This is a genomic window from Marinicella gelatinilytica (assembly GCF_026410405.1).
In the GTDB taxonomy this organism is placed as follows: domain Bacteria; phylum Pseudomonadota; class Gammaproteobacteria; order Xanthomonadales; family Marinicellaceae; genus Marinicella; species Marinicella gelatinilytica.
This window is the reverse complement of the sequence record NZ_JAPMLN010000019.1, coordinates 24720-45947: the sequence shown is the minus strand read 5'-3', so window position 1 is coordinate 45947 and position 21228 is coordinate 24720. Positions and strand designations below refer to the sequence as shown.

At 47.1% G+C, this 21228-nt stretch carries 19 protein-coding genes; 17 read left to right on the top strand and 2 right to left on the bottom strand.

Features of this window, described 5'->3' with window-relative positions; genetic code table 11:
* The coding region (locus OS173_RS12150; RefSeq protein ID WP_267184561.1) for a helix-turn-helix domain-containing protein at window positions 1-202 on the bottom strand (202 nt) is incomplete at its 3' end.
* A 172-nt stretch (window positions 203-374) separates the two neighbouring features.
* On the opposite strand from OS173_RS12150, the gene OS173_RS12145 reads away from it, so the two are divergent.
* The 13 genes from OS173_RS12145 to OS173_RS12085 all read left to right on the top strand — a co-directional run bounded on the left by OS173_RS12145 (window position 375) and on the right by OS173_RS12085 (window position 14892).
* Window positions 375-974, top strand: coding sequence for a TetR/AcrR family transcriptional regulator (locus OS173_RS12145; protein WP_188365383.1), 600 nt, complete (start codon window positions 375-377; stop codon window positions 972-974).
* 264 nt (window positions 975-1238) lie between these two features.
* Window positions 1239-1658 (top strand): hypothetical protein, encoded by a 420-nt coding sequence (locus tag OS173_RS12140; RefSeq protein ID WP_267184560.1) that lies wholly within the window; start codon window positions 1239-1241, stop codon window positions 1656-1658.
* Window positions 1655-3058: an MBL fold metallo-hydrolase RNA specificity domain-containing protein gene (locus OS173_RS12135; RefSeq protein ID WP_267184559.1), complete on the top strand. Its 1404-nt coding sequence runs from the start codon at window positions 1655-1657 to the stop codon at window positions 3056-3058. Before OS173_RS12140 ends, OS173_RS12135 begins: the two co-directional genes overlap by 4 nt.
* Window positions 3059-3109: 51 nt before the next feature.
* On the top strand, window positions 3110-3301 hold the full coding sequence (locus OS173_RS12130; protein ID WP_267184558.1) for a hypothetical protein: 192 nt from the start codon (window positions 3110-3112) through the stop codon (window positions 3299-3301).
* Window positions 3298-4326, top strand: coding sequence for a secretion protein HlyD (hlyD, locus tag OS173_RS12125; protein ID WP_267184557.1), 1029 nt, complete (start codon window positions 3298-3300; stop codon window positions 4324-4326). Before OS173_RS12130 ends, hlyD begins: the two co-directional genes overlap by 4 nt.
* Before the next feature lie 23 nt (window positions 4327-4349).
* Entirely contained in the window at window positions 4350-6140 is a 1791-nt protein-coding gene (locus tag OS173_RS12120) for an ATP-binding cassette domain-containing protein (RefSeq protein ID WP_323373190.1), read from the top strand.
* Window positions 6137-7321, top strand: coding sequence for an ABC transporter permease (locus OS173_RS12115; RefSeq protein ID WP_267184555.1), 1185 nt, complete (start codon window positions 6137-6139; stop codon window positions 7319-7321). Before OS173_RS12120 ends, OS173_RS12115 begins: the two co-directional genes overlap by 4 nt.
* A gap of 3 nt (window positions 7322-7324) precedes the next feature.
* Window positions 7325-8449: an ABC transporter permease gene (locus tag OS173_RS12110; RefSeq protein WP_267184554.1), complete on the top strand. Its 1125-nt coding sequence runs from the start codon at window positions 7325-7327 to the stop codon at window positions 8447-8449.
* A gap of 17 nt (window positions 8450-8466) precedes the next feature.
* Complete coding sequence (locus tag OS173_RS12105) at window positions 8467-9912, top strand: efflux transporter outer membrane subunit (protein WP_267184553.1); 1446 nt, start codon at window positions 8467-8469, stop codon at window positions 9910-9912.
* A 39-nt stretch (window positions 9913-9951) separates the two neighbouring features.
* Complete coding sequence (locus OS173_RS12100; RefSeq protein ID WP_188365375.1) at window positions 9952-10836, top strand: LOG family protein; 885 nt, start codon at window positions 9952-9954, stop codon at window positions 10834-10836.
* A 53-nt stretch (window positions 10837-10889) separates the two neighbouring features.
* Window positions 10890-12032: a lipid A deacylase LpxR family protein gene (locus OS173_RS12095; RefSeq protein WP_267184552.1), complete on the top strand. Its 1143-nt coding sequence runs from the start codon at window positions 10890-10892 to the stop codon at window positions 12030-12032.
* A gap of 14 nt (window positions 12033-12046) precedes the next feature.
* A complete protein-coding gene (locus OS173_RS12090; protein ID WP_267184551.1) occupies window positions 12047-12364 on the top strand; it encodes a hypothetical protein in 318 nt (105 codons plus the stop codon).
* Window positions 12365-12540: 176 nt separating this feature from the next.
* Window positions 12541-14892, top strand: a complete 2352-nt coding sequence (locus OS173_RS12085; protein WP_267184550.1) for a phosphoketolase family protein — start codon at window positions 12541-12543, stop codon at window positions 14890-14892.
* A gap of 36 nt (window positions 14893-14928) precedes the next feature.
* Here OS173_RS12085 and OS173_RS12080 read toward each other — a convergent pair whose 3' ends face one another.
* Window positions 14929-15435, bottom strand: coding sequence for a helix-turn-helix transcriptional regulator (locus tag OS173_RS12080; protein WP_229728305.1), 507 nt, complete (start codon window positions 15433-15435; stop codon window positions 14929-14931).
* A 121-nt stretch (window positions 15436-15556) separates the two neighbouring features.
* Between OS173_RS12080 and OS173_RS12075 the strand changes: the two genes are divergently transcribed.
* The 4 genes from OS173_RS12075 to OS173_RS12060 are packed head-to-tail and all read left to right on the top strand — an operon-like array spanning window position 15557 to window position 21199.
* A complete protein-coding gene (locus OS173_RS12075; protein ID WP_267184549.1) occupies window positions 15557-16750 on the top strand; it encodes a hypothetical protein in 1194 nt (397 codons plus the stop codon).
* The gene (locus OS173_RS12070; RefSeq protein ID WP_188365370.1) at window positions 16747-17757 is read left to right on the top strand and encodes an efflux RND transporter periplasmic adaptor subunit; all 1011 of its coding nucleotides are present in this window, start codon (window positions 16747-16749) and stop codon (window positions 17755-17757) included. The genes OS173_RS12075 and OS173_RS12070 overlap by 4 nt, the downstream gene beginning before the upstream one ends.
* The gene (locus tag OS173_RS12065; protein ID WP_267184548.1) at window positions 17757-20822 is read left to right on the top strand and encodes an efflux RND transporter permease subunit; all 3066 of its coding nucleotides are present in this window, start codon (window positions 17757-17759) and stop codon (window positions 20820-20822) included. The genes OS173_RS12070 and OS173_RS12065 overlap by 1 nt, the downstream gene beginning before the upstream one ends.
* On the top strand, window positions 20819-21199 hold the full coding sequence (locus OS173_RS12060) for a DUF3240 family protein (RefSeq protein WP_267184547.1): 381 nt from the start codon (window positions 20819-20821) through the stop codon (window positions 21197-21199). The genes OS173_RS12065 and OS173_RS12060 overlap by 4 nt, the downstream gene beginning before the upstream one ends.
* The last annotated feature ends 29 nt before the right edge of the window (window positions 21200-21228 follow it).

The window sequence follows — 21228 nt, the reverse complement described above, 5'->3', positions numbered from 1 at the left end:
GGGCGTTCTTACGACGACTTTCAGCCATCTGTTGGGCTTGCTTAGGCCGGTAATTCTTTTTGCCTGTATTACGGGATATTTCACGAGAAATGGTCGAAGGTGATCTGCCAAGTTCTTTGGCTATAATCTTTTGTGTGAAACCCATTTTCTTTAGCCTGTAAATCTGATATCGTTTTGTTTCGGTTAACTGTTTATAGCTCATATTGCATTTTCCTTTTGGTGAGAAAAATCAGTAACTATACCAGTTAACCGACCTCCTCAGGAAATTGCACTTATTATCCGAATTGAGGAAAGATAATTCAGCTAAGAAAACTAATGATTGGCAGTGGCATAAAAATATGAGAAGATAGTGGTCACTTACTATCTAAACTGTCATGACTTCCAGAACAAAAAATAAAACCGCTGAACAACGACGCCTTGAAACCGTTGAGACCCTGATAGATTTAGCAGGCGAACAGAACCCCAATGCCATCACCACCCAGGCTCTCGCCGATAAAATGGGTTTAACGCAAGGCGCGATATTCAGGCATTTCCCCACCAAGGAATCTATTTTTTCCGGGGTCATGGGTTGGGTGGCCGAGCGCTTAATGAAGCATATTCATAAAGCCATCAAATCAGAAGATTCGGCCATAGACAAATTACAGTCTATGTTTTTAGCCCATATTTCTTTTGTCAGTAAGCATCCGGGAATTCCACGCATACTCTTTGGTGAGCTGCAACATGACAAAAACAGCGTACCCAAACAGATGGTAAAGCAACTAATCGCCCAGTATGCTGATTTATTACAGGATATCATGCGCACAGGGAAAGAACGTGGTGAGCTCAATCCAAATTTAGACATTGAGGCGGCAACGCTGTTATTTATTGGCAGTATTCAGGGGTTGGTGATGCAATCAATGCTGGCGGCAGATCGACAGGATATGTTGGCGCAGGCAGAAGCGGTCTTTAATGTGTACCGACAGTCCTTACTATAAACCCATAAACAAACGGATGTTCATGGGGCGCAAGCGGTTGTACACTCACGCCCTTAACGTGCATCACTTATACTTCGATCTCTGATCCAATCTCGATTCTAACTTCCCCATCCATGGAGTCGTCTTAAGCTGTGCTGCTCTCAGCACTTCTCGGATAGATTAATCATGACTTAAATAAATAAAATTGCTTGACAAAACAATCAGAAAGATTAAAGATAGTGAGTACTCACTATCATAATATCAATTTTAGATAAGAGAATGGTTATGTCAGCAGAAAAAACGCACAAATTTTGGATATGGCTGGTCGCATTAGTGGCCGTAGCCTTTGGCCTGATGACGGTTAAAGAAGGTGGTCTGGTTTTATATGGCAATGAAGCCGCTGTCAGTGCCGCGGGTGATTATGTACCTTTTGTACTGTGGTTTAACTTTATCGCCGGTTTCTTCTATATTCTGGCCGGAATCGGCTTGTGGTTACAAAAACCTTGGGCGGTTTGGTTGGCGGTTAGCCTGGCAGCCGCAACAGCGTTTGTGTTTGCCGCTTTTGGACTGCATGTTGCTTTGGGTGGCGCCTTTGCTCAACGGACGGTGATTGCCATGAGTCTTCGTACGGCGATATGGGCCGCGATTGCGGTGATTGCCTGGCAGCAAATTAGAAAGCGTCAGCTAGGTGGAGCGTCACCATGAAAATTACATTTCATGGCGCCGCCCAGGAAGTCACCGGTTCATGTTTTATGGTGGAAACCGAAAGCACCCGTTTTTTGGTTGAATGTGGTATGTATCAGGGTGGTCGTCAAGCATCGGCTCGCAACCATGAGCCGTTTGCATTTGATGCAAAATCCATCGACTTTGTGTTACTGACGCATGCTCATATTGATCACAGTGGCCTATTGCCTAAGCTCACCAAATCAGGCTTTAAAGGGGCCATTCACACCACCACTGCGACCACCGATTTACTTCAAGTGATGTTGCTCGATAGCGCCCATATTCAAGAAAGTGATTATGAGCGTAGCATACGTCACGCCAATACTTCACACCAGCAGAGTGCGGTGATGGCACCTTTATACACGAAGAAAGATGCCCAAAGTTGTTTGAGCCAGGTTAAATCGCATGACTATGACCAGGAAGTCATTCCATTCGATGGGGTGCGCTGTCGATTCCGAGATGCCGGTCATATTCTGGGTTCAGCTATTATCGAAGTTTGGGTGTCGGAACAAGGCAAAACCAGTAAATTGGTTTTTAGTGGTGATTTGGGTCAACCGGGGCGACCGATTGTCCGTGACCCAACCATTATTGAAGAAGCAGATATTCTTTTTATTGAATCGACCTACGGTAACCGCGTCCACCAAGATATGGCAACCATTGAAGCCGAGTTGGTTGATGCCATTGATAACACGCTGAATAAGAAAGGTGGCAACGTAATCATCCCGGCATTTGCTGTCGGTCGTACTCAGGAAGTTTTATATCATTTACATCGCTTGTCTCGCGCAGGACGCTTACATAATTTGAAAGTCATTGTTGATTCGCCGATGGCCACAGAAGTGACCCGTATTACCCAACAACATATGGGCTTATTTGATGAAGCGACCAAAAACCTGGCAGGCTGGCACAGTTTGGGCAAGGACATTCCGTTTCTGCATTTCACTGAAAGTGTGGCCGGATCAAAAGCGTTAAACAAAATTCAATCCGGTGCCATCATTATTTCTGCCAGTGGCATGTGTACTGCAGGACGGATACTTCATCACCTACGGTATAACTTACCGCGGGCAGAGTGCAGTGTCTTAATCACTGGCTTTCAGGCTCAGGGGACATTGGGTCGGCTTTTGGTTGATGGTGCTAAACAGGTGCGTATTTTTGGTGATGAGATTCCGGTGCATGCTTCGGTTTATACCGTTGGTGGCGGTTTATCAGCGCATGCTGATTTGCCGGCTTTATTGGCCTGGACCGGTCATTTTCAACGGCCACCACAACATACGTTTGTGGTTCATGGCGAGCAAACAGCGGCCACAGATTTTGCCGAAAGCTTACGGCAGGCGCATGGCTGGCAGGTATCAGTGCCCGAGCCCGGACAGGAAGTCATGGTGTGACACTCATTTATCAACAAACAGCTGAATATAGCTGATTGACAGGAAACGATTATGAACAACAAAAGAAAAGTGAACTGGCAGGCCAAACAATATTTGGCTGAACATTTGTATGGCTGGGGCGATGATGGTGTTATGCCCATTACTATCGGTGCCCAAGTCATACCCAAACAGAAACCAACAAGTCCGATTAAGCCCAGTGCTCAATCGGTTAACGTCAGCATTCAATGGGACAATCAACGATGAATACGCAACAATCCGGCGGTAAAAAAGGCCGCATACTCTTGGTTCTTATTATCATAGCTGTCACCGCCGTGTCGGTGTGGTGGTTCTTATTACGTGAACAAAACGATGACTCGACCTTGCGTTTATATGGCAATGTGGACATTCGTGAGGTGGAACTGGCTTTTCGTCAACCCGGTCGATTAACCGAGATGCTGTTTGATGAGGGCGATCAAGTGAACGCCGGTGAGATTATGGCGCAGCTAGATGCCGGACCTTATCGGGATAAACTGGCGGCTGCCAAAGCCGAATTACAAGCCGCCCAGGCAGAGTTGGATAAGCTTCACAGCGGCAACCGGCCGCAGGAGGTTCTGCAGGCAGAAGCGACAGTCGCGCAGACGCAGGCAAATTACCATGAGGCGGAACGCAATTATCAGCGTCAAAGTGCGTTACTTGAATCCGGTGCCACCAGTCAACGGGCAGTGGACGCGGCGCTGGCCATGCGTAATCAGTCGGCGGCCAATCTGGCCTCAGCAAAAGCCGCCTTGTCATTGGTAGAAGCCGGATTTCGGGATGAAGACATTGCTGCCGGTGAAGCGCGGGTGGCGGTGGCGCAAGCGGCGGTGGCACAAGCTGAAACGGCGCTGGCCGATACTGATTTGGTGGCGCCCAGTGATGCCACGGTTTTGGCGCGTGTGCGCGAACCGGGCAGTATGGTGGCCAGTAACAGCACGGTCTATAGTTTAAGTTTGCGCGATCCGGTTTATGTGCGCGCCTATGTCAGCGAGCCGAATCTGGGTCATATTGCCCCGGGTACTCAGGTGCGGGTATTCACCGATTCATCTGATCAGGCTTATCAGGGTCAGATTGGGTTTATTTCGCCGCGAGCCGAGTTTACGCCGAAGTCGGTTGAAACCACAGATTTGCGCACGGATCTGGTTTACCGCTTACGAATTACCGTCACGGATGCCAATCAAGATTTGCGTCAGGGTATGCCGGTTACGGTTGAAGTGGATCAGAGCGGTAATAAATCGGTATCAGGGCAATAACTATGTCAAATGTTAATCATGTCATGAGTACCGCCATCACAAGTGATGTTTTTCGCCGATTGGGTAAAAATAATGCCGCAGTGATGATCGAAGATGTGGTGAAGCGTTTTGGCGAGGTGCAAGCGCTCAATGGTTTCAGTGCCGAAATCCAATATGGTCGGTTAACCGGTTTGGTGGGCCCTGATGGTGCTGGTAAAACCACCTTGATGCGTATTATGACCGGCTTATTGGTACCTAACAGCGGTCGCGTAACGCTGGCCGGGTTTGACGTGGTGGATGACAACGAAGCCATTCATATTGTCAGCGGTTATATGCCGCAGCGATTTGGTCTTTACGAAGATTTGTCGGTGATGGAAAACATGCGTCTATACGCACAATTGCGTGGTATGGATGCTGATCAGCATGGTGATATATTTGACAGTTTGCTGGATTTCACCCGGCTTGGGCCGTTTACCAAACGTTTGGCTGGTAAGTTATCCGGTGGTATGAAACAAAAACTGGGACTGGCTTGTGCGCTGATGGCAAAACCCAAGGTATTGTTGTTGGATGAGCCCAGTGTCGGCGTTGATCCGGTGAGTCGTCAGGATTTGTGGCGTATGGTACAGGAATTAACCGACGATGGCATGGCGGTGGTGTGGTCAACAGCCTATCTGGATGAAGCGGAGCGCTGTCAAAGCGTGTTGTTATTAAATGAAGGCAAACTTGAATTTAATGGTCCACCACAGGAACTAACCGATCAAATTAAGGAACGCAGTTATCGATTGGAACAGGTTGGCACTGAACGCCGCGCGGTGTTATCCAAGGCACTTAATTTAGCCAGTGTCGGTGACGGTGTGATTCAGGGTGATGCGGTGCGGGTGGTGTTACGTGAGGATGCCAACACCCGGGAAATTAAAGCACTGGCCGATGACGTGGGTGCCAGCCTGACTCTGGTTCAACCCAGATTTGAAGATGCATTCATTGATTTACTGGGCGGCGGTCCCGGTGGCACTTCGGCGCTGGCTGAGCGTATTGATGCGGTTGAACTGGGTTCGGATGTGGCCGTTTCTTGTCGCAACTTAACCAAACGTTTCGGTGATTTTACCGCCACAGACGATGTCAGTTTCGAGGTGCAAAAAGGTGAAATATTTGGTCTGCTCGGACCCAATGGAGCGGGTAAATCAACCACTTTTAAGATGCTCTGTGGCTTGTTTAAACCGACCGAAGGCGAGGCGCAGGTGGTTGGACATGATTTACGTTATGCCACCGGATCTGCCAAAAGCCAGTTGGGTTATATGGCGCAAAAGTTCTCTTTATATGGTTTGCTGTCGGTGCAACAGAATCTTGAGTTTTCCGCCGGTGTTTATGGGCTGGAAGGCGATATCAAGCGACAACGCATTGATGAGATGATTAACACCTTTGATTTGTCTCAATATTTGAGTACTTCACCGGATTCATTACCACTTGGCTATAAACAACGCCTGGCGTTGGCCTGTGCTTTGATGCACCGGCCGCCGGTGTTGTTCCTGGATGAGCCGACTTCCGGTGTGGACCCCATTACCCGACGCGAATTCTGGACCCATATTAACGGTCTGGCACGCAAAGGTGTGACCATTATGGTGACCACCCATTTTATGGATGAAGCAGAATACTGCGATCGGGTGGCGATGATGTACCGGGCACGACTGATTGCGCTGGATACACCCGATGCCCTGAAACAGGGCGCCGTTAATGAAAAACATCCTGACCCCACCATGGAAGATGCTTTTATACATCTGGTGGAGTCAGCACAATTGGACGATGAGGCGCGACGTGACGCGAAGGCCGCTGTATGAATGATCAGACATCCAAAACCGTCGATTCTCAAGCAGATTTAATACAAGATGAGCGTGCCCAACGTGCCTTTGACTGGCGGCGGTTGATGGCCTTGGTTCGAAAAGAAAGTTTGCAAGCCATTCGTGACCCATCCACCATTCTGATTGCCTTTGTGCTACCCATTATATTGCTGTTTTTATTTGCTTATGCGGTGTCTCTGGATGTCCGTGAAGTGCGTATCGGGGTGGTACTGGAATCTGACAGTGCTTCGGCGCAATCGTTGGCAGCGGCCTTTGCCGGCACCCGTTATCTGAAGGTGACGCCGGCACGGGATCGGCGGGAAGTGGCTGAGCAGGTGGTGTCCGGTCAATTGCGTGGCTATGTGGTGATTCCTCAGGATTTTGAGAAACGCCTGACATCAGGTCAACCGCAGTCGGTGGTGCAGGTGATAACAGATGGTTCGTTGCCAAATACCGCCAACTTTGTTGCCAATTACGCACAGGGCGTGGTGCTCAACTGGCAGGCAAGTCGCCACAGCGGCAGACCGGTATCGGTGATTAATCTGGAGCCGCGCTATTGGTTCAATGCCGAATTGGAAAGTCGTCGCTCACTGGTGCCCGGTGCCATTGCCATTGTTATGACCATTATCGGTACCATGTTGACGGCATTGGTGGTGGCACGGGAGTGGGAGCGGGGCACCATGGAAGCGGTGTTGTCGACACCGGCATCCGTGGTGGAGATTTTGATTGGTAAATTATTGCCTTATTTTGTCCTGGGTATGGCAGCGACCCTGGCTTCAGCCGCGCTGGCCGCTTTTGTCTTTGATGTGCCGCTGCGAGGTTCGTTACCGGCGTTATTAATCTTGTCTGCTGTGTTTTTGGTGCCGGCTTTGGGGCAGGGTTTGTTGATTTCATCGGTGACAAAAAATCAGTTTCTGGCTTCTCAGATTGCCTTATTCTCTGGTTTCTTACCGGCCTTTTTGTTGTCCGGCTTTCTGTTTGAAATTGATGCCATGCCGGTGCCGATTCAAGCCATCACCTATTTAATTCCGGCCCGTTATTTTGTGTCTTCTTTGCAAACGGTGTTTTTAGCCGGTGATGTGTGGGCGGTGTTTTTACCGGATTTGGCGGCCATGATGGCGATTGGGGTGTTCTTCTTTGCCATCGCCAAGCGCAAAACCCGTAAAAATTTGGAGTCATAGAGAATGCGTCGCTTTTTAAATCTATTTGTTAATGCCCGGCTCAGGGCGCAGATTGTGAAAGAATTATTGAGTATTTTGCGCGATCCTCGCAGTCGCATCATTGTGTTTGTGCCACCGTTGATGCAGTTGTTAATTTTCACCTTCGCCACCACCTTAGAAGTGCGTAATGCGGATATCGCTGTTTATGATCGCGATGCCGGTCACTGGTCCCATGAGCTGGTGGCACGTATAGATGCGGCGGATTTTGTGAATGAGATTCATACGGTACACAGCCCCGAAGCCTTACGCGATTTGATTGATCGTCGTGCCGTGATTGCGGCGCTTAATATCGGTCCGGAATTTTCCCGTGACATTGCCGCAGGCAAAGTTGGTACGGTCCAGGTTATCGTGGATGGTCGTCGCAGTAATGCCGGCCAGATCACCGTGGGTTATCTGAATACCATTGCCGCCGGTGTCAGTGCTGCCGTACAACGAGACACAGTTCATGCCAATCCGGTGGTGGTGCGCCACTGGTTTAACCCAAATCTGATTTATCGCTGGTTTGTGGTGCCTGCTTTATCGGGTATTTTGGTTTTCTTCAGTGCGCTAATGATTACCTCCTTGTCCATTTCCCGGGAACGGGAACTGGGGACATTTGATCAATTGCTGGTATCACCGACCACCACCTTTGAAATCATTGTGGCCAAAACCATGCCGGCCTTGGCCATCGGATTGGTTTTGGGGTTGATGATGATTGCTGCCGCGGCGTTTGTTTTCCGGGTGCCATTTGAGGGCTCATTTTGGTTATTGATGCCAAGTTTATTGTTATTTATCTTATCTGTGGTGGGTATCGGCCTGATGATTTCATCGGTCTCTGCCACCCAGCAACAGGCCATTTTAGGGGCTTTTGCCATTGGTGTACCGGCAGTTTTGATGTCCGGTTTTGCCACCCCGGTTGAAAATATGCCGACCTTATTGCAATGGTTGGCCGAGGCGATTCCGCTGAAGCACTTTTTGGTGATTGTAGAAGGAACCTTCCTCAAAGCCATGCCGGCGTCAGATATTATCGCCAATACCTGGCCGTTGGTCATCATTGCACTGGTAACACTCTCCATGGCGGTGGTGTTTGTGCGCAGTCGTTTGGAATAATTTTTGGAGTGATTAATATGACACAAGGTTTAAATTTTGGGCGACATGGGCTTTACCTGGCAGCGAGTTTATTGCTCGGTGCTTGTGCCGTGGGGCCGGACTATCGTCAGCCGCCAGCCGTTGCTACCGGTGATGGCTGGACACTGTCGGTGAACGCCAAAGACAGACAAATTGAATGGGCACAATGGTGGGCGGCATTGGGTGATCCTGTTTTGGATCGTCTGGTGGCCGGTGCCTTGTCGAGTAACCTGAATTTGCGACAAGCCTATGCCCGAATTAATGAGGCGCGGGCATTGCGTGACCGCGCAGCCGGTGGTTATGCGCCTGTTGTGGACACCTCAGGCAGTGTCGCACGACGACGACAAAGTGAGCATGGTCCGTTACCGATTGCCTCAATTCCGGGACTTGATCGTAATCAGACCATTTATGAGATTGGCTTCGATGCGGCCTGGGAAATTGATTTGTTTGGTCAAACCGGTCGTGCGCTTGAAAGTGCACAAGCGCGACTTCAGGCTGCGCAGGCCGATGCCATTGATATTCGCATTAGTGTTGCCGCGGAAGTGGCCCGGGTTTATTTAACGCTGAGAGGCGCACAACGGGAACTGGCAGCCCGACAAGCTTCCGTAGAAACATTGCAACAGACTTTAGACCTGGTGCAAAAACGCTATGAATTGGGCGATGTCGCAGAAGCGGACATTGCCATCAACCAGTCACGCCTGGCAGTGGCTGAGGCCGGTTTACCGGGTATTCAAGCACGCATACGTGCCGCTGCTCTGGGTTTGGGTGTGCTGTTGGGGATGCCGCCTGAGCATGAATTGGCATTGATTAATATGGATGCACCGGCGATTGCCTTAACAGCGTTACCGGTTGGTGAACGGGCTGATATATTGCGCCGACGTCCAGATATTCGGGCTGCAGAACGGCGTTTGGCTGCCAGTACGGCCGATATAGGTGTTGCCACGGCTGAATTATTTCCTCAATTATCGATTGCCGCCGGCGGTGGTTTTCAATCCCTGGACTCAAGCCAGTTATTTGATTCTGACAGCACCACTTTTTCACTTGTGCCGTTGATTTCCTGGCGCTTGTTTGATGGTGGACGGGTGCGTGCCGAAATCCGGGCCACCGAAGCGCGCCAACAACAAGCCGCATTGGCTTATGAGCAAGCGGTGTTGACCGCGCTGAGTGATGCCGAACGTGCCCTTAGCGACTATCTGCTTGGTCTTGATGCTGTTGAACGTCAACAGTTGGCAGTGAATGCAGCCAGACGCAGCTACCAACATGCCCAAGCACGATTTCAGGCCGGTGATATGGCATTAACCGAATTGCTGACTGAAGAACGGGTTTTACGCGAAGCCGAACACAACTATGCCCAAACCCACACCGCCACGGCGATTAATCTGGTGGCTTTATTTAAAGCCCTGGGAGGCGGTTGGGATATGGGCCTCATCGATTCGCAACAATGAAGACCCTAATATGAACTTGATTAATCGAGGAGAGTGAACATGTCTGATCAATCAAAACTGCATGCAGAACATAAGCAACTTGTGCAAAACATATTGTCGGGTGAGGCTTACCGGCTGGCTTATGAAGACATCGCATTTCTCAACAGTGACGATTTGCGGCCGATTCGATTACAACTGGAATTGCTGAAACCTGAACAGGAATTGCGTCGAAAAAAGATTAGCTCAACGGTGGTGGTTTTTGGTAGTGCCCGAATCATCGCGCAACAACAGGCTCAAGAAAATCTGGATAAACTTGAAAGACGTGCGGCATCAGAACAGGCAGATGCCCCGGATACGAGACAGCTTGATGAGGCTAAAAAACAACTGGCGCAATCACAGTACTATGAAGAAGCCCGGCGTTTTTCACACATTATTTCAACTCGATTTCAGGAACAACACCACCGTGATTTTGTGGTGGTGACCGGTGGCGGTCCCGGTATTATGGAAGCGGCTAACCGCGGTGCTTATGAAGCCGGTGCACGTTCCATTGGGTTAAATATTACCTTACCGCATGAACAAACACCCAATCCGTTTATTACGCCGGAATTGGCTTTCCAGTTTCATTACTTTGCCGTGCGTAAAATGCATTTTTTGATGCGTGCCAAAGGTTTGGTGGTGTTTCCGGGTGGTTTTGGTACGCTGGATGAATTGTTTGAAGTCCTGACTTTGGTACAAACCGGGAAAATGGCAGAGATTCCCATCGTGCTGGTTGGCAAATCCTATTGGCAACGTGTGGTTGATTTTGATTATCTGGTTGAGTCCGGTTATATCAGTGCTGAGGACAAGCAGTTAATGACTTATGTGGACACAGCCGAAGAAATCATGACTGTGTTGGAAGGATTCTATGCGGGAAGACCGCCGAAGGAAGAAACTTTAGACGTGTAGCCATGGTTCGTTTTTATTCATTTTTTTGCGACCGCTTTAATTATTGTTATCCAATGCAGTTGATGGCCGCGATGAGTATGCTGTTGTGGTCGATGTTGGCAGTGGCCGCCGATGAAAATATGGATATTGACCTGGCCTGTGCGCCCGAAGAAACAATTCAATTCCGCGGTGGTACGATACGACTGGAAAATGACAAGTTTACTGATACTGATCAGGATTATACCAATGGTGTGTCAATCACCATGGTTTCGCACGATATTCCCGGTCAATTACGGCCTGAGTGCCTGTCAAAGCCAAGTCGTTTGTATATGCGCTTTATTCAAATGATGAACCCCGGATTCTGGAATGATATGAATTATTCAGCGGATAGCCAGAATGTGGTGTTTCGGTTTGGTCAGTCGATGTACACACCGGAGGATTTTACCCGCACTGATTTAATTGTGGATGATCGACCTTATGCCGGGTTGCTGTATACCGGTATGGCCTGGAACCGACGAAAATTTAATCCCGAATCAAATCTTGATATGCTGGATACCCGTGAAATTACCATCGGCGTGATAGGACCTTTATCATTGGCAGAACAAGCACAAAACCTGGTTCATGATGCCTTCGATGATGAGCGTTTTCTCGGTTGGGATAACCAATTGGAAAATGAACCGGCCTTGCAGTTGGCTTTGGACCGGAAATATAAATCATCGAATCAAGACGGTGCCGTTACCCCGGGTTTTTCAGTCGATTCGATTCGCTCAATGGGGCTTAGACTGGGAAATATTGAAACCTCGGCAACAGTCGGTATCGAAGGTCGTATCGGTTGGAACCTGCCCAACGATTTTGGCAGTTACCCAATCAGACCAGGTGCCGAAAATCGTCCGCCATCGGCTTTCGCTCATGGAAATAACGGCGATAATTCTATTTCTGATTTAAGCCGGCCGGCACCCGGAATGCACCTGTTTGTTACCCTGGAAGCCAAGGCAGTCGGTTATGACTTTTCTCTGGATGGTAATTTGTTTCAAGACAGCCACAGTGTTTCGAGACGGCCATGGATTGCACAAGCGGCCGTGGGAATCAGTGGTCAGGGTTTTATTGCCGGTCATGGTTTTCGATTGGCGGTAATGCATGTTTACCGTACCCGTGAATATGATGAGCAATTGAATAATCACAGTTATGGTTCAATTGCTTTAAGTATTGAATTTTAGTTGAGGACAACGTTATGTTTTATAAGCGCCGATTAAAGCCGGTATTTGTCATTGTGCTGATAACCATTTTATGGTCACTGGCCTGGGCACAGGACAGTAACCAGTCTGAATCCATGGCGTTGCGTCAAATTATGCAAGAGATGAGTGACCATATGGAGGTTGTAACCGCTGCCATTGCCCGTGAACAATGGTCGCAAGTGGCCGCTATGGCACCTTTGATTGGAGAGCACCGACAACCTCCATTTATGGAAAAGACGCGTATTTTGCGTTTCGCCGGTACCGATGTGGGTACTTTTCGATCTTTTGATAACAAAACACAAGAAGCGGCCTAAACATTAAAACAGGCCGCTCTGGATAACAATGGGGAGAAGGTTATTGAGGCATTTGCAAGGCTGCAAAAAACCTGTCTAAATTGTCATCAGCGGTTTCGCGAACCTTTTGTGGCGCATTTTTATAAAAAATAACAATTCTATTGATACACTTAATCACTTAACAGCAGGATAAAAATATGACCATTAGGAAGAGTACTTTATCAAGTCAAGACATAACAAGCCTTAACCAATACTGGTCATTGGCCAATTATCTGTCAGTAGGGCAAATTTATTTACTTGACAATCCCTTACTAAAACAACCGTTAACCCGACAAGACGTCAAGCCCAGATTATTGGGCCACTGGGGTACAACGCCCGGCTTAAATCTCATATATGCGCATCTGAATCGATTAATCGCCAGGCATCAATTGAATATGATTTATGTCACCGGACCCGGGCATGGCGGCCCGGCCTTGGTGGCCAATACCTATATTGAAGGCAGTTACAGTCATTATTATCCTGCTATTCAGCAGAATGAATCAGGCTTGAAAAGACTGTTTAAACAATTTTCATTCCCCGGCGGCGTACCGTCCCATGTGGCGCCTGAAATTCCGGGATCGATTAATGAAGGCGGTGAATTGGGTTATGCCTTATCTCACGCCTTTGGTGCTGTGTTTGATAATCCCGATTTGATTGCCACCTGTGTGATTGGTGATGGAGAGGCGGAAACCGGTCCACTGGCGGCTGCCTGGCATAGCAACAAATTTCTTAACCCGGCCAGTGATGGGGCGGTGTTGCCGATATTACATTTAAATGGCTATAAAATTGCCAATCCAACTATTTTTGCCCGCATACCCAAGAAAGAATTAAACCAGCTGCTCAAGGGTTACGGTTACCAGCCCATATGGGTCGAGTCCTCCGATGTCAACGCGGTTCATCAATTAATGTCAGATGCACTCATCCAGGCTGTTAACCGCATACAAAAGATTCAAGTGGAAGCGCGAACTCAAGGTATTACGCAACGACCTATCTGGCCGATGATTGTCATGAAAACACCGAAAGGCTGGACCGGACCTAAAAGCTTTGAGAATTTACCGGTGGAAGATTCCTGGCGCTCACATCAGGTGCCTTTTAAAGAATTGCGACAATTTCCGGAGCGCATCGAATTATTGGAGGCATGGTTAAGAAGCTATAACCCTGAACAACTTTTTGACTCAACCGGCCGTATCATTGCCGATATTAACGATTTAATTCCCGAAGACAGCTTACAAATGGGGCGTAATCCGCATGCCAATGGTGGTGTGCTTATGCAAGCTTTGAAGATTCCCGGCGTCGGTGATTTTGCCGTGGATTTAAAAAGCCGAGGCAGTCAAAAAATCAGCGCCACCCGGGTGATGGGCACTTATCTGGCTGAAGTGATGCGCTTGAATGAGTCTAATTTCAGGGTTTTTGGCCCCGATGAAACCGCCTCAAACCGGCTTGATGATTTGTATCAGGTCACTGCTAAAACATGGGTTGCCGAGCAACTGGACAGTGATGAAGATTTGGCCATGGATGGCCGGGTCATGGAAATATTAAGCGAACACACCTGCCAGGGTTGGTTAGAGGGCTATTTGCTCAGTGGCCGTCATGGTCTGTTCTCTTGTTATGAAGCCTTTATTAATATCGTCAGTTCCATGGCAACGCAACATGCTAAATGGTTGCAAGTGGCGAGCCAAAAAGTCAACTGGCGACAACCAATACCGTCGTTAAACTATTTGTTGACTTCGCATGTGTGGCGTCAGGATCATAACGGCTTTTCTCACCAAGACCCCGGTTTTATCAACCATTTATCCAATAAAGAACCGAATGTTGTCAGGTTGTATTTTCCGCCGGATACCAATTGTTTATTGGCAGTGACCCAAAAAATTCTACAAACCACCGATAAAATCAATGTGGTGGTGGCCGGTAAGCAGCTGCAACCGCAATGGTTGGCTATTGATGAGGCGCAAAAGCATTGTGATCAGGGTTTGGGGATTTGGCACTGGGCCAGTAATACCGATTCGGCCAAACCGGATTTGATTATTGCCTGTGCCGGTGATGTACCGACCATTGAAGCGTTGGCCGCCACCAAAATATTGAATCAACGATTACCCGATTTGTCCATCCGTTTTGTTAATGTTGTTGATATTATGACGCTGGCCATGGACACAACCCATCCCCATGGCATCAGCGATGATCAATTTCGACAGATATTTTCAAGCGATGCCCCTGTAATTTTGGCTTTTCATGGTTACCCGTCGATGATACATCGGCTTATTTATAACCGTCCGGGTCATGAGAATTTTCATATCCATGGTTTTAATGAAGAGGGCACAACCACCACACCATTTGATATGTTGGTGTTAAACCAATTAGACCGATATCATCTGGTTAAGAATGCCGTCAACAGGTTACAGGATATGACAGATTCTGGTGCTATTTTAGAGGACATGGACTTTAAATTGGCACAGCACCATAAACATATTCTTCAAGCCGGTGATGATTTACCGGATGAAATTTTTAACTAAGAATATGGTTTATCCACTTAAACAGGTCATTAATGGCTAAGCGGCTTTGACCGCGATAAAATCTTCCATAAACCAGGCCGATAGTTCGTGTCGGCCGTCAATTTGCGCTTTTCTGTAAATGGCAGAAGCCTGGTGCCTGACTGTTTTTTCTTTGGTTGATCGCATAATAGCGATTTCAGGAATGCTTAAACCTTTTAAAATCAACAAAGCCACCTCCTGTTCACTGCGACTGAGCTGCCAGTCATTAAACTGTTTTTCTATCGCCTTAAAGTAATCATGACGCGCTGTTTTAAACTGTTCAGTAATCTGCGCCTGTTGATGATGGGCTTCTTTGAGCTCTTTTGATAATTGTTTCAGAGATCGGCTTCGACGACGCATTTCGATTATTAAATAAGCCGCCAGAAAGCCGGATACCATGACAATCATTGCTTCAGACAGAATATGCCATAAAGCCACATTCATTCGAATATCAGCAATTAAGTCTGCCATATTAAGCAGCATAATAAGCACCAGCCCAAAGGCAATCAATTTATCTTTAATCATATTTTTCTAATTTTATTTATTGTTTTAAATCAGTGGCTTACGAAGGCATAGGTCATCCGACCGATGTTATATGGCGGCCAAGAAGTTATATTGATTTTACTATTTTACGATAACCATTGCCATGACACTTCAACGATTGATGATAGTTTTTATTATTATCGGGCTACAGCCAAGCACGGCCCAGGCCGGGGCGCCTGCAAATTTGCAACAATTACTTGACCAAAGTATCCTACACACAAAACAGAACAGCCACACCTTATATCCGTTAAAAGCCACAGAAGAGCTCGTTTCAGGTTGGCTCGGCGACACCCCCACATTACAACTCACCAGTTTATATGGCAGTGACAGCCAAACACCAGTTGAATATGAAGTCAATGTTCAATTGCCCATTAAATCCGGCAGCCGGCGACAACTGGATCAGCAACTGTCTAATCAGAATCAACAGTTACAACTACAGCTACAGCACATGCATCGCTGGTATCTGTCCGGTCTCATTAGAGAGGTGTTGTGGCAACGCATCATCAGTGAACAGCAGTTAGAGATTGCCAACGGTAAAATTAAGTGGTTGCAACAGCAGCAACGCAGTGCTGAAGCCCTGGCTGACACCAATCAATTATCGCAAACACAATGGGTGATGATTAAAAATGCGATACTGCAAACCCAAATCGAAATTCAGACGTTCACTGAACAGCTTAATTTAGCCCATCAGCACTATCAGGCTTTAACCGGCACCACAGCTTTACCCGAAAATTACCGCGAAACCACCGCCACTGATTTTTCAGAGTCTATCAATGAGCACCCCGAGATTAGACTGTTTCAGGCACAATTGGATCAAGCGGAGTTGCTCTATGAAAATAGCACAAGCGGCCATCAAAACTGGCAATTGGGGGTGGTGGCCAAGCAGGTTCGTGATATCGGCTTTCATGAAAACCAAATGGGTGTACAAGTCAGTATACCGATTAAAGCCATGAAAACGATATCTCAGGCCGATCAACTCAGCTGGCAAAACAGCCAACAGGAAATCAGCCTGAGTTTGCAGAAAAGCCATACGGATATCAAGCAAACCTGGTTACAACTGCAATCCGAACAGCGACGCTTACAACAGCAACAAGAATTACTGGAGCAGCAGGCTGAACTGGCACAACAGTTAATGACCCAGTTACAACAGGTCTATGAAATGAATGAAATCAATCAATCCCTGTATCTTCAACAAATGATTCAAGCGCAAGATGATTTGTCAGCCGCTCGCCTGAATGCACTGTATATCGAGCGCAACAAAGCGCGTCAAAATCAAACCTTAGGTCTGCCATTATGAAAATATTTTTTGCTCTTCTAAGTGTTCTAACTTTTAATAATTTATCTGCTGATTCTGTATCACTTGATAAACTCGGTGCTTTAAGCCTCGACTTTCAGGCCATTAAGCAGGTTCAGGGTTTTGATTTAAAACCGGTACCGGCTCAAGTCAGCTATCTGCCCGGCGCAGGTTATCAAATAACAGCTCCTTTTCGGCCACAGCAAATTGATGTCTTGGTCTCGGCCGGCAGTGAAGTTGATAAAGATCAGCGCTTACTCAGGCTCTCAGGCAGCGAAGTGCATCATTTTCAAAGCCAGTATGCGTCGCAAAAAGCACTCTATGACCTGGCCTATAAACGTTATCAGAACAATTTAAGCTTGATGCAAAATAAACAAATCAGCGCCAGCCAATGGCAGGAAATTGTCACAGGGTATCACCAACAGAATATGGCTTTAGCGCATTTTCGTCACTTTTATCAGCTTCTGGAAACGCCAGTCGATGACGATGAGGTGTTTGTTAAAGCACCCAAAGCCGGCATTTATTTACCGCCTGCTAACTTTGATCAATCAGACAACCTCTATTTAGGGCAAATCTTAGCCCGGGATGCTTTGCGTTTACAGTTCAGTTTACCAACCCGAACCGCCTTGAATGTTACCTCGGTAAAAACCGATTTATGTGAATTAACGGTGGACCAAGTGGCTCATGACAGTGATGGTTTTTTTGTCAACATATGGAGTGAACCGATTAAAACAGCCTGTCAGTTATTGCCCGGCCAACACATTCAAGCCAAACCCCATTATCAAAAACAAGCCTATCAAGTGCCTAAAAGCAGCCTATTTGATTTTCAGGGACAGTCACAGATCTTGATTAAACAGGATAATATGTTAACAACTCAAGTGGTTTCAGTGATTCATGGGGACCTTGATTTTTATTACTTCCATGCCGAGAGAGACCTCACCGGGTTACCGTTGTTGATTCATTCAGTGGCCGCCATAAAAGGGCTGCTGTTGGGTATGGGGGGCGAATAATGCTTAATGCTTTTGTTAGATTTGCCCTGACTCAGCGCTTATTTATCAGTGTGTTGTTGAGTATTGCTTTGCTGATGGGTTTTTTGGCCTGGAAAAATATGCCGATTGATGCTTTTCCGGATATTTCAGCCACCCAGGTTAATTTAATCATTAAAGCCCCGGGCATGACTGCTGAAGAAATTGAGGCTCAAATTACCCGACCCATTGAAACCGAGTTATTAGGCATCCCCAATCAGGCGATTTTGCGTTCCACCACAAAATATTCGATTACTTCAATCACTTTGGATTTTACCGAAAGAACCGATATTTACTGGGCCAGACAACAAGTCAGTGAGCGACTTCAGAACTTGTGGGGTGCACTGCCCGAAGGCATCAGCGGTGGTATGGCGCCAATGAGTACACCCTTGAGTGAAATGTTTATGTTCACGGTGGAAAATCCACAGCTATCACTGCAACAACGCAAGCATTTGCTGGATTGGCAAATTCGACCGGCTTTACGCACGGTGCCGGGTGTCGCGGATGTTAATGTCCTGGGCGGGCAAACCAAAACCATTCAATTTGCACCCGATCTCAGTCGTCTAAGACAGGCCGGTATCAGTCTTGACCAGATCGAGGCAAGTCTGGCCATGAGTAACCTCAATGGTGCCGTCGGGCGTATGGATGTGGGTACTGAATCAATGATCATCCGCACCGAAGGCCGTATGCATCAGCTTGAAGATGTGGCTGGTTTGATTATTAGTAATGGTAACAGTATCTATCGTTTATCCGATTTAGGACAACTCAGCAGCGGTCAGTTAACCCGCTATGGTGGTGTTACCAAAGACGGCGCGGAAACCACCCAGGGTTTGGTGGTGGCTTTAAAAGACAGCAATACCGCGGAAGTGGTGGCGGCTGTACGTGAAAAATTAGCACAAATTCAGGCGACCTTGCCTGAAGGCACTAACATAAATATTTTTTATGACCGGAAGGATCTCATTGATACCGCTGTTGGCACCATAAGTTCGGCCCTGTTTCAGGCCATTTTTTTGGTGGCAGTTATATTGGCATTATTTTTAGGTAATTTCCGAGCTTCTCTGGTGGTGGCGGCATCAATTCCCATTTCCGTGATCTTCACTTTTTATTTAATGCGTCAGTTTGGATTGACTGCTAACCTCATGAGTTTGGGTGGTTTGGTGATTGCCATCGGCTTGTTGGTGGATTCTGCGGTGGTGGTGGTCGAAAATACAGTCACAGCTTTGCAAAAAGACAAGAGTTTACCGAAACTGCATTTAATTTATCGTGCCACAGGTGACATTGTTAAACCGGTTTTCGCCGGTACCCTGATTGTTATCGTGGTCTTTATACCCTTGCTGACCTTAACCGGCTTAGAAGGGAAATTATTTACCCCGGTGGCCCTGACCATTGTGTTTGCTTTACTATCTGCTTTATTAACAGCCATCACGGTGATGCCGGTATTGGCTTCATGGGTGATCACGCAAAAACGCAGCAAACCACCGAAATACCTCAACAAGTTACAACAGGTTTATCAACGCTCATTACAAAGAACCCTGTTAGCACCACGCTGGTTTGTGGCGATTATCAGCCTTGTTTTTATCGCCAGTCTGGTGCTGTTTACCTTTATCGGCAAAACCTTCATGCCGGTACTCAATGAAGGTGATATTATTATTCAGCTGGAAAAAGTGCCTACCATTAACTTACAGTCTTCATTAGAACTGGATAAAGAAATAGAAAAACACTTATTGGCTGAAATCCCTGAAATTGAACAAATTGTGGCACGTACCGGTTCCGATGAGTTGGGCTTAGATCCCATGGGTTTAAATGAAACAGATATTTTTCTGACCCTCAAGCCAATGAATGAGTGGCGTTTTAAGGACAAGGACAAATTAATCGACGCCATGCGTGACATTTTATTGCAATATCCGGGGATTAATTTCGCTTTCACCCAACCCATCCAAATGCGCTCAGCGGAAATGCTGACCGGTAGCAGCGGCACCGTGGCCATTAAAGTGTTTGGTGAAGACACGTCTGTTCTGGCCCAATTGGCCGAACAAATTTCAAATCAAGTGAAAGCCATCGAAGGCAGTGTTGATGTACAAATGACCTTGATAGACGGCGGAGATTACATCAGTATTTCTCTGCAAAACGAATTGGCTGAGCAATTTGGTTTAAGCAACCAACAATTGGCCAAGCTACTGCGGATACAGGTGGACGGCGAACCGTTTTCATACATAATTGACGGTAAAATAAAAACCCCGATTTACTGGGCTTACGACAGTGATCAAGGTGAACGGCCTACGTCTGTGGCCGAATTAGAAGGGTTACCCTTATTATTGCCTGATAATCGATTGGTGACCTTAGCGGATATTGCCACGGTTAAACGCACGGTGGGCCCGGCTATTATTGAGCGTGAGAATGGCGAGCGGTTTTCAGTGGTGGCTGCCAATGTGCAAGATCGGGATTTGGTGGGCTTTGTCGAAGAAATAAGATTAAAAGTTGACCAGAACCTGACCATGCCGGAAGGTTATTTTATCACCTATGGCGGTGAATTCGAAAACCAACTGCGGGCAACACGCAATCTGCTCACAGTGATTCCCTTGGTGTTGTTGTTAATCGTTATTATTTTATTCAGCACCTTTGGTAGCTTAATGACCGCCGGGCTTATTTTAGCCAATATCCCCTTTGCCTTGATGGGTGGTGTGCTGGCTTTATTTATCAGTGGCGAATATTTATCGGTACCGGCCTCAGTGGGCTTTATTGCCTTATTGGGTATCGCCATTCTTAACGGCGTGGTGTTGCTGTCGCATTTACAAGACACCCGCTTTCGAAGCAGCGAGTTATTAAATGGCGTTTTAGTGGGGTCAGGTGATCGTCTGCGACCTATTTTAATGACTGCGACCACCGCGGTATTTGGTCTGTTGCCCTTGGTTTTGGCCACCGGACCGGGCGCTGAAATCCAAAAACCTTTGGCCATTGTGGTAATCGGTGGTTTATTTACCTCAACTCTGATTACTTTGTATTTATTGCCACTTTTATATTACCGAATCGAATCCAGGACAACCTCATGAATGACCCACAATTACTGACAATCATTATTCCTTTATCCATGAAAAATACCTTGGTTGATGTATTAATGGCTTATCAAGATATTTCCGGTTTCACCATGACTAAGGTGGCCGGCTTTAGCCGTCGCCACAATCAATACAACATTAAAGAACAGGTCGCCGGCTATCAAAATTTTTTTCGTATAGAAGTGGCCTTAAGCCGTGTTCAAGTGAAACCCTTATTGCAGCATCTGTGTCAATTTAAAGATCGTTTCCCGCTGCGTTATTGGTTATTACCCTTAACCGATACCGGCATCATTGATTCTGACAGTGACTGCCAGGCGATGGATCAAGATTTACCGCAATCTGAAGATCACCATATTACCAAAGACAGCAATTAAATCGATATGGCTCATCGATCAGTTAAGGT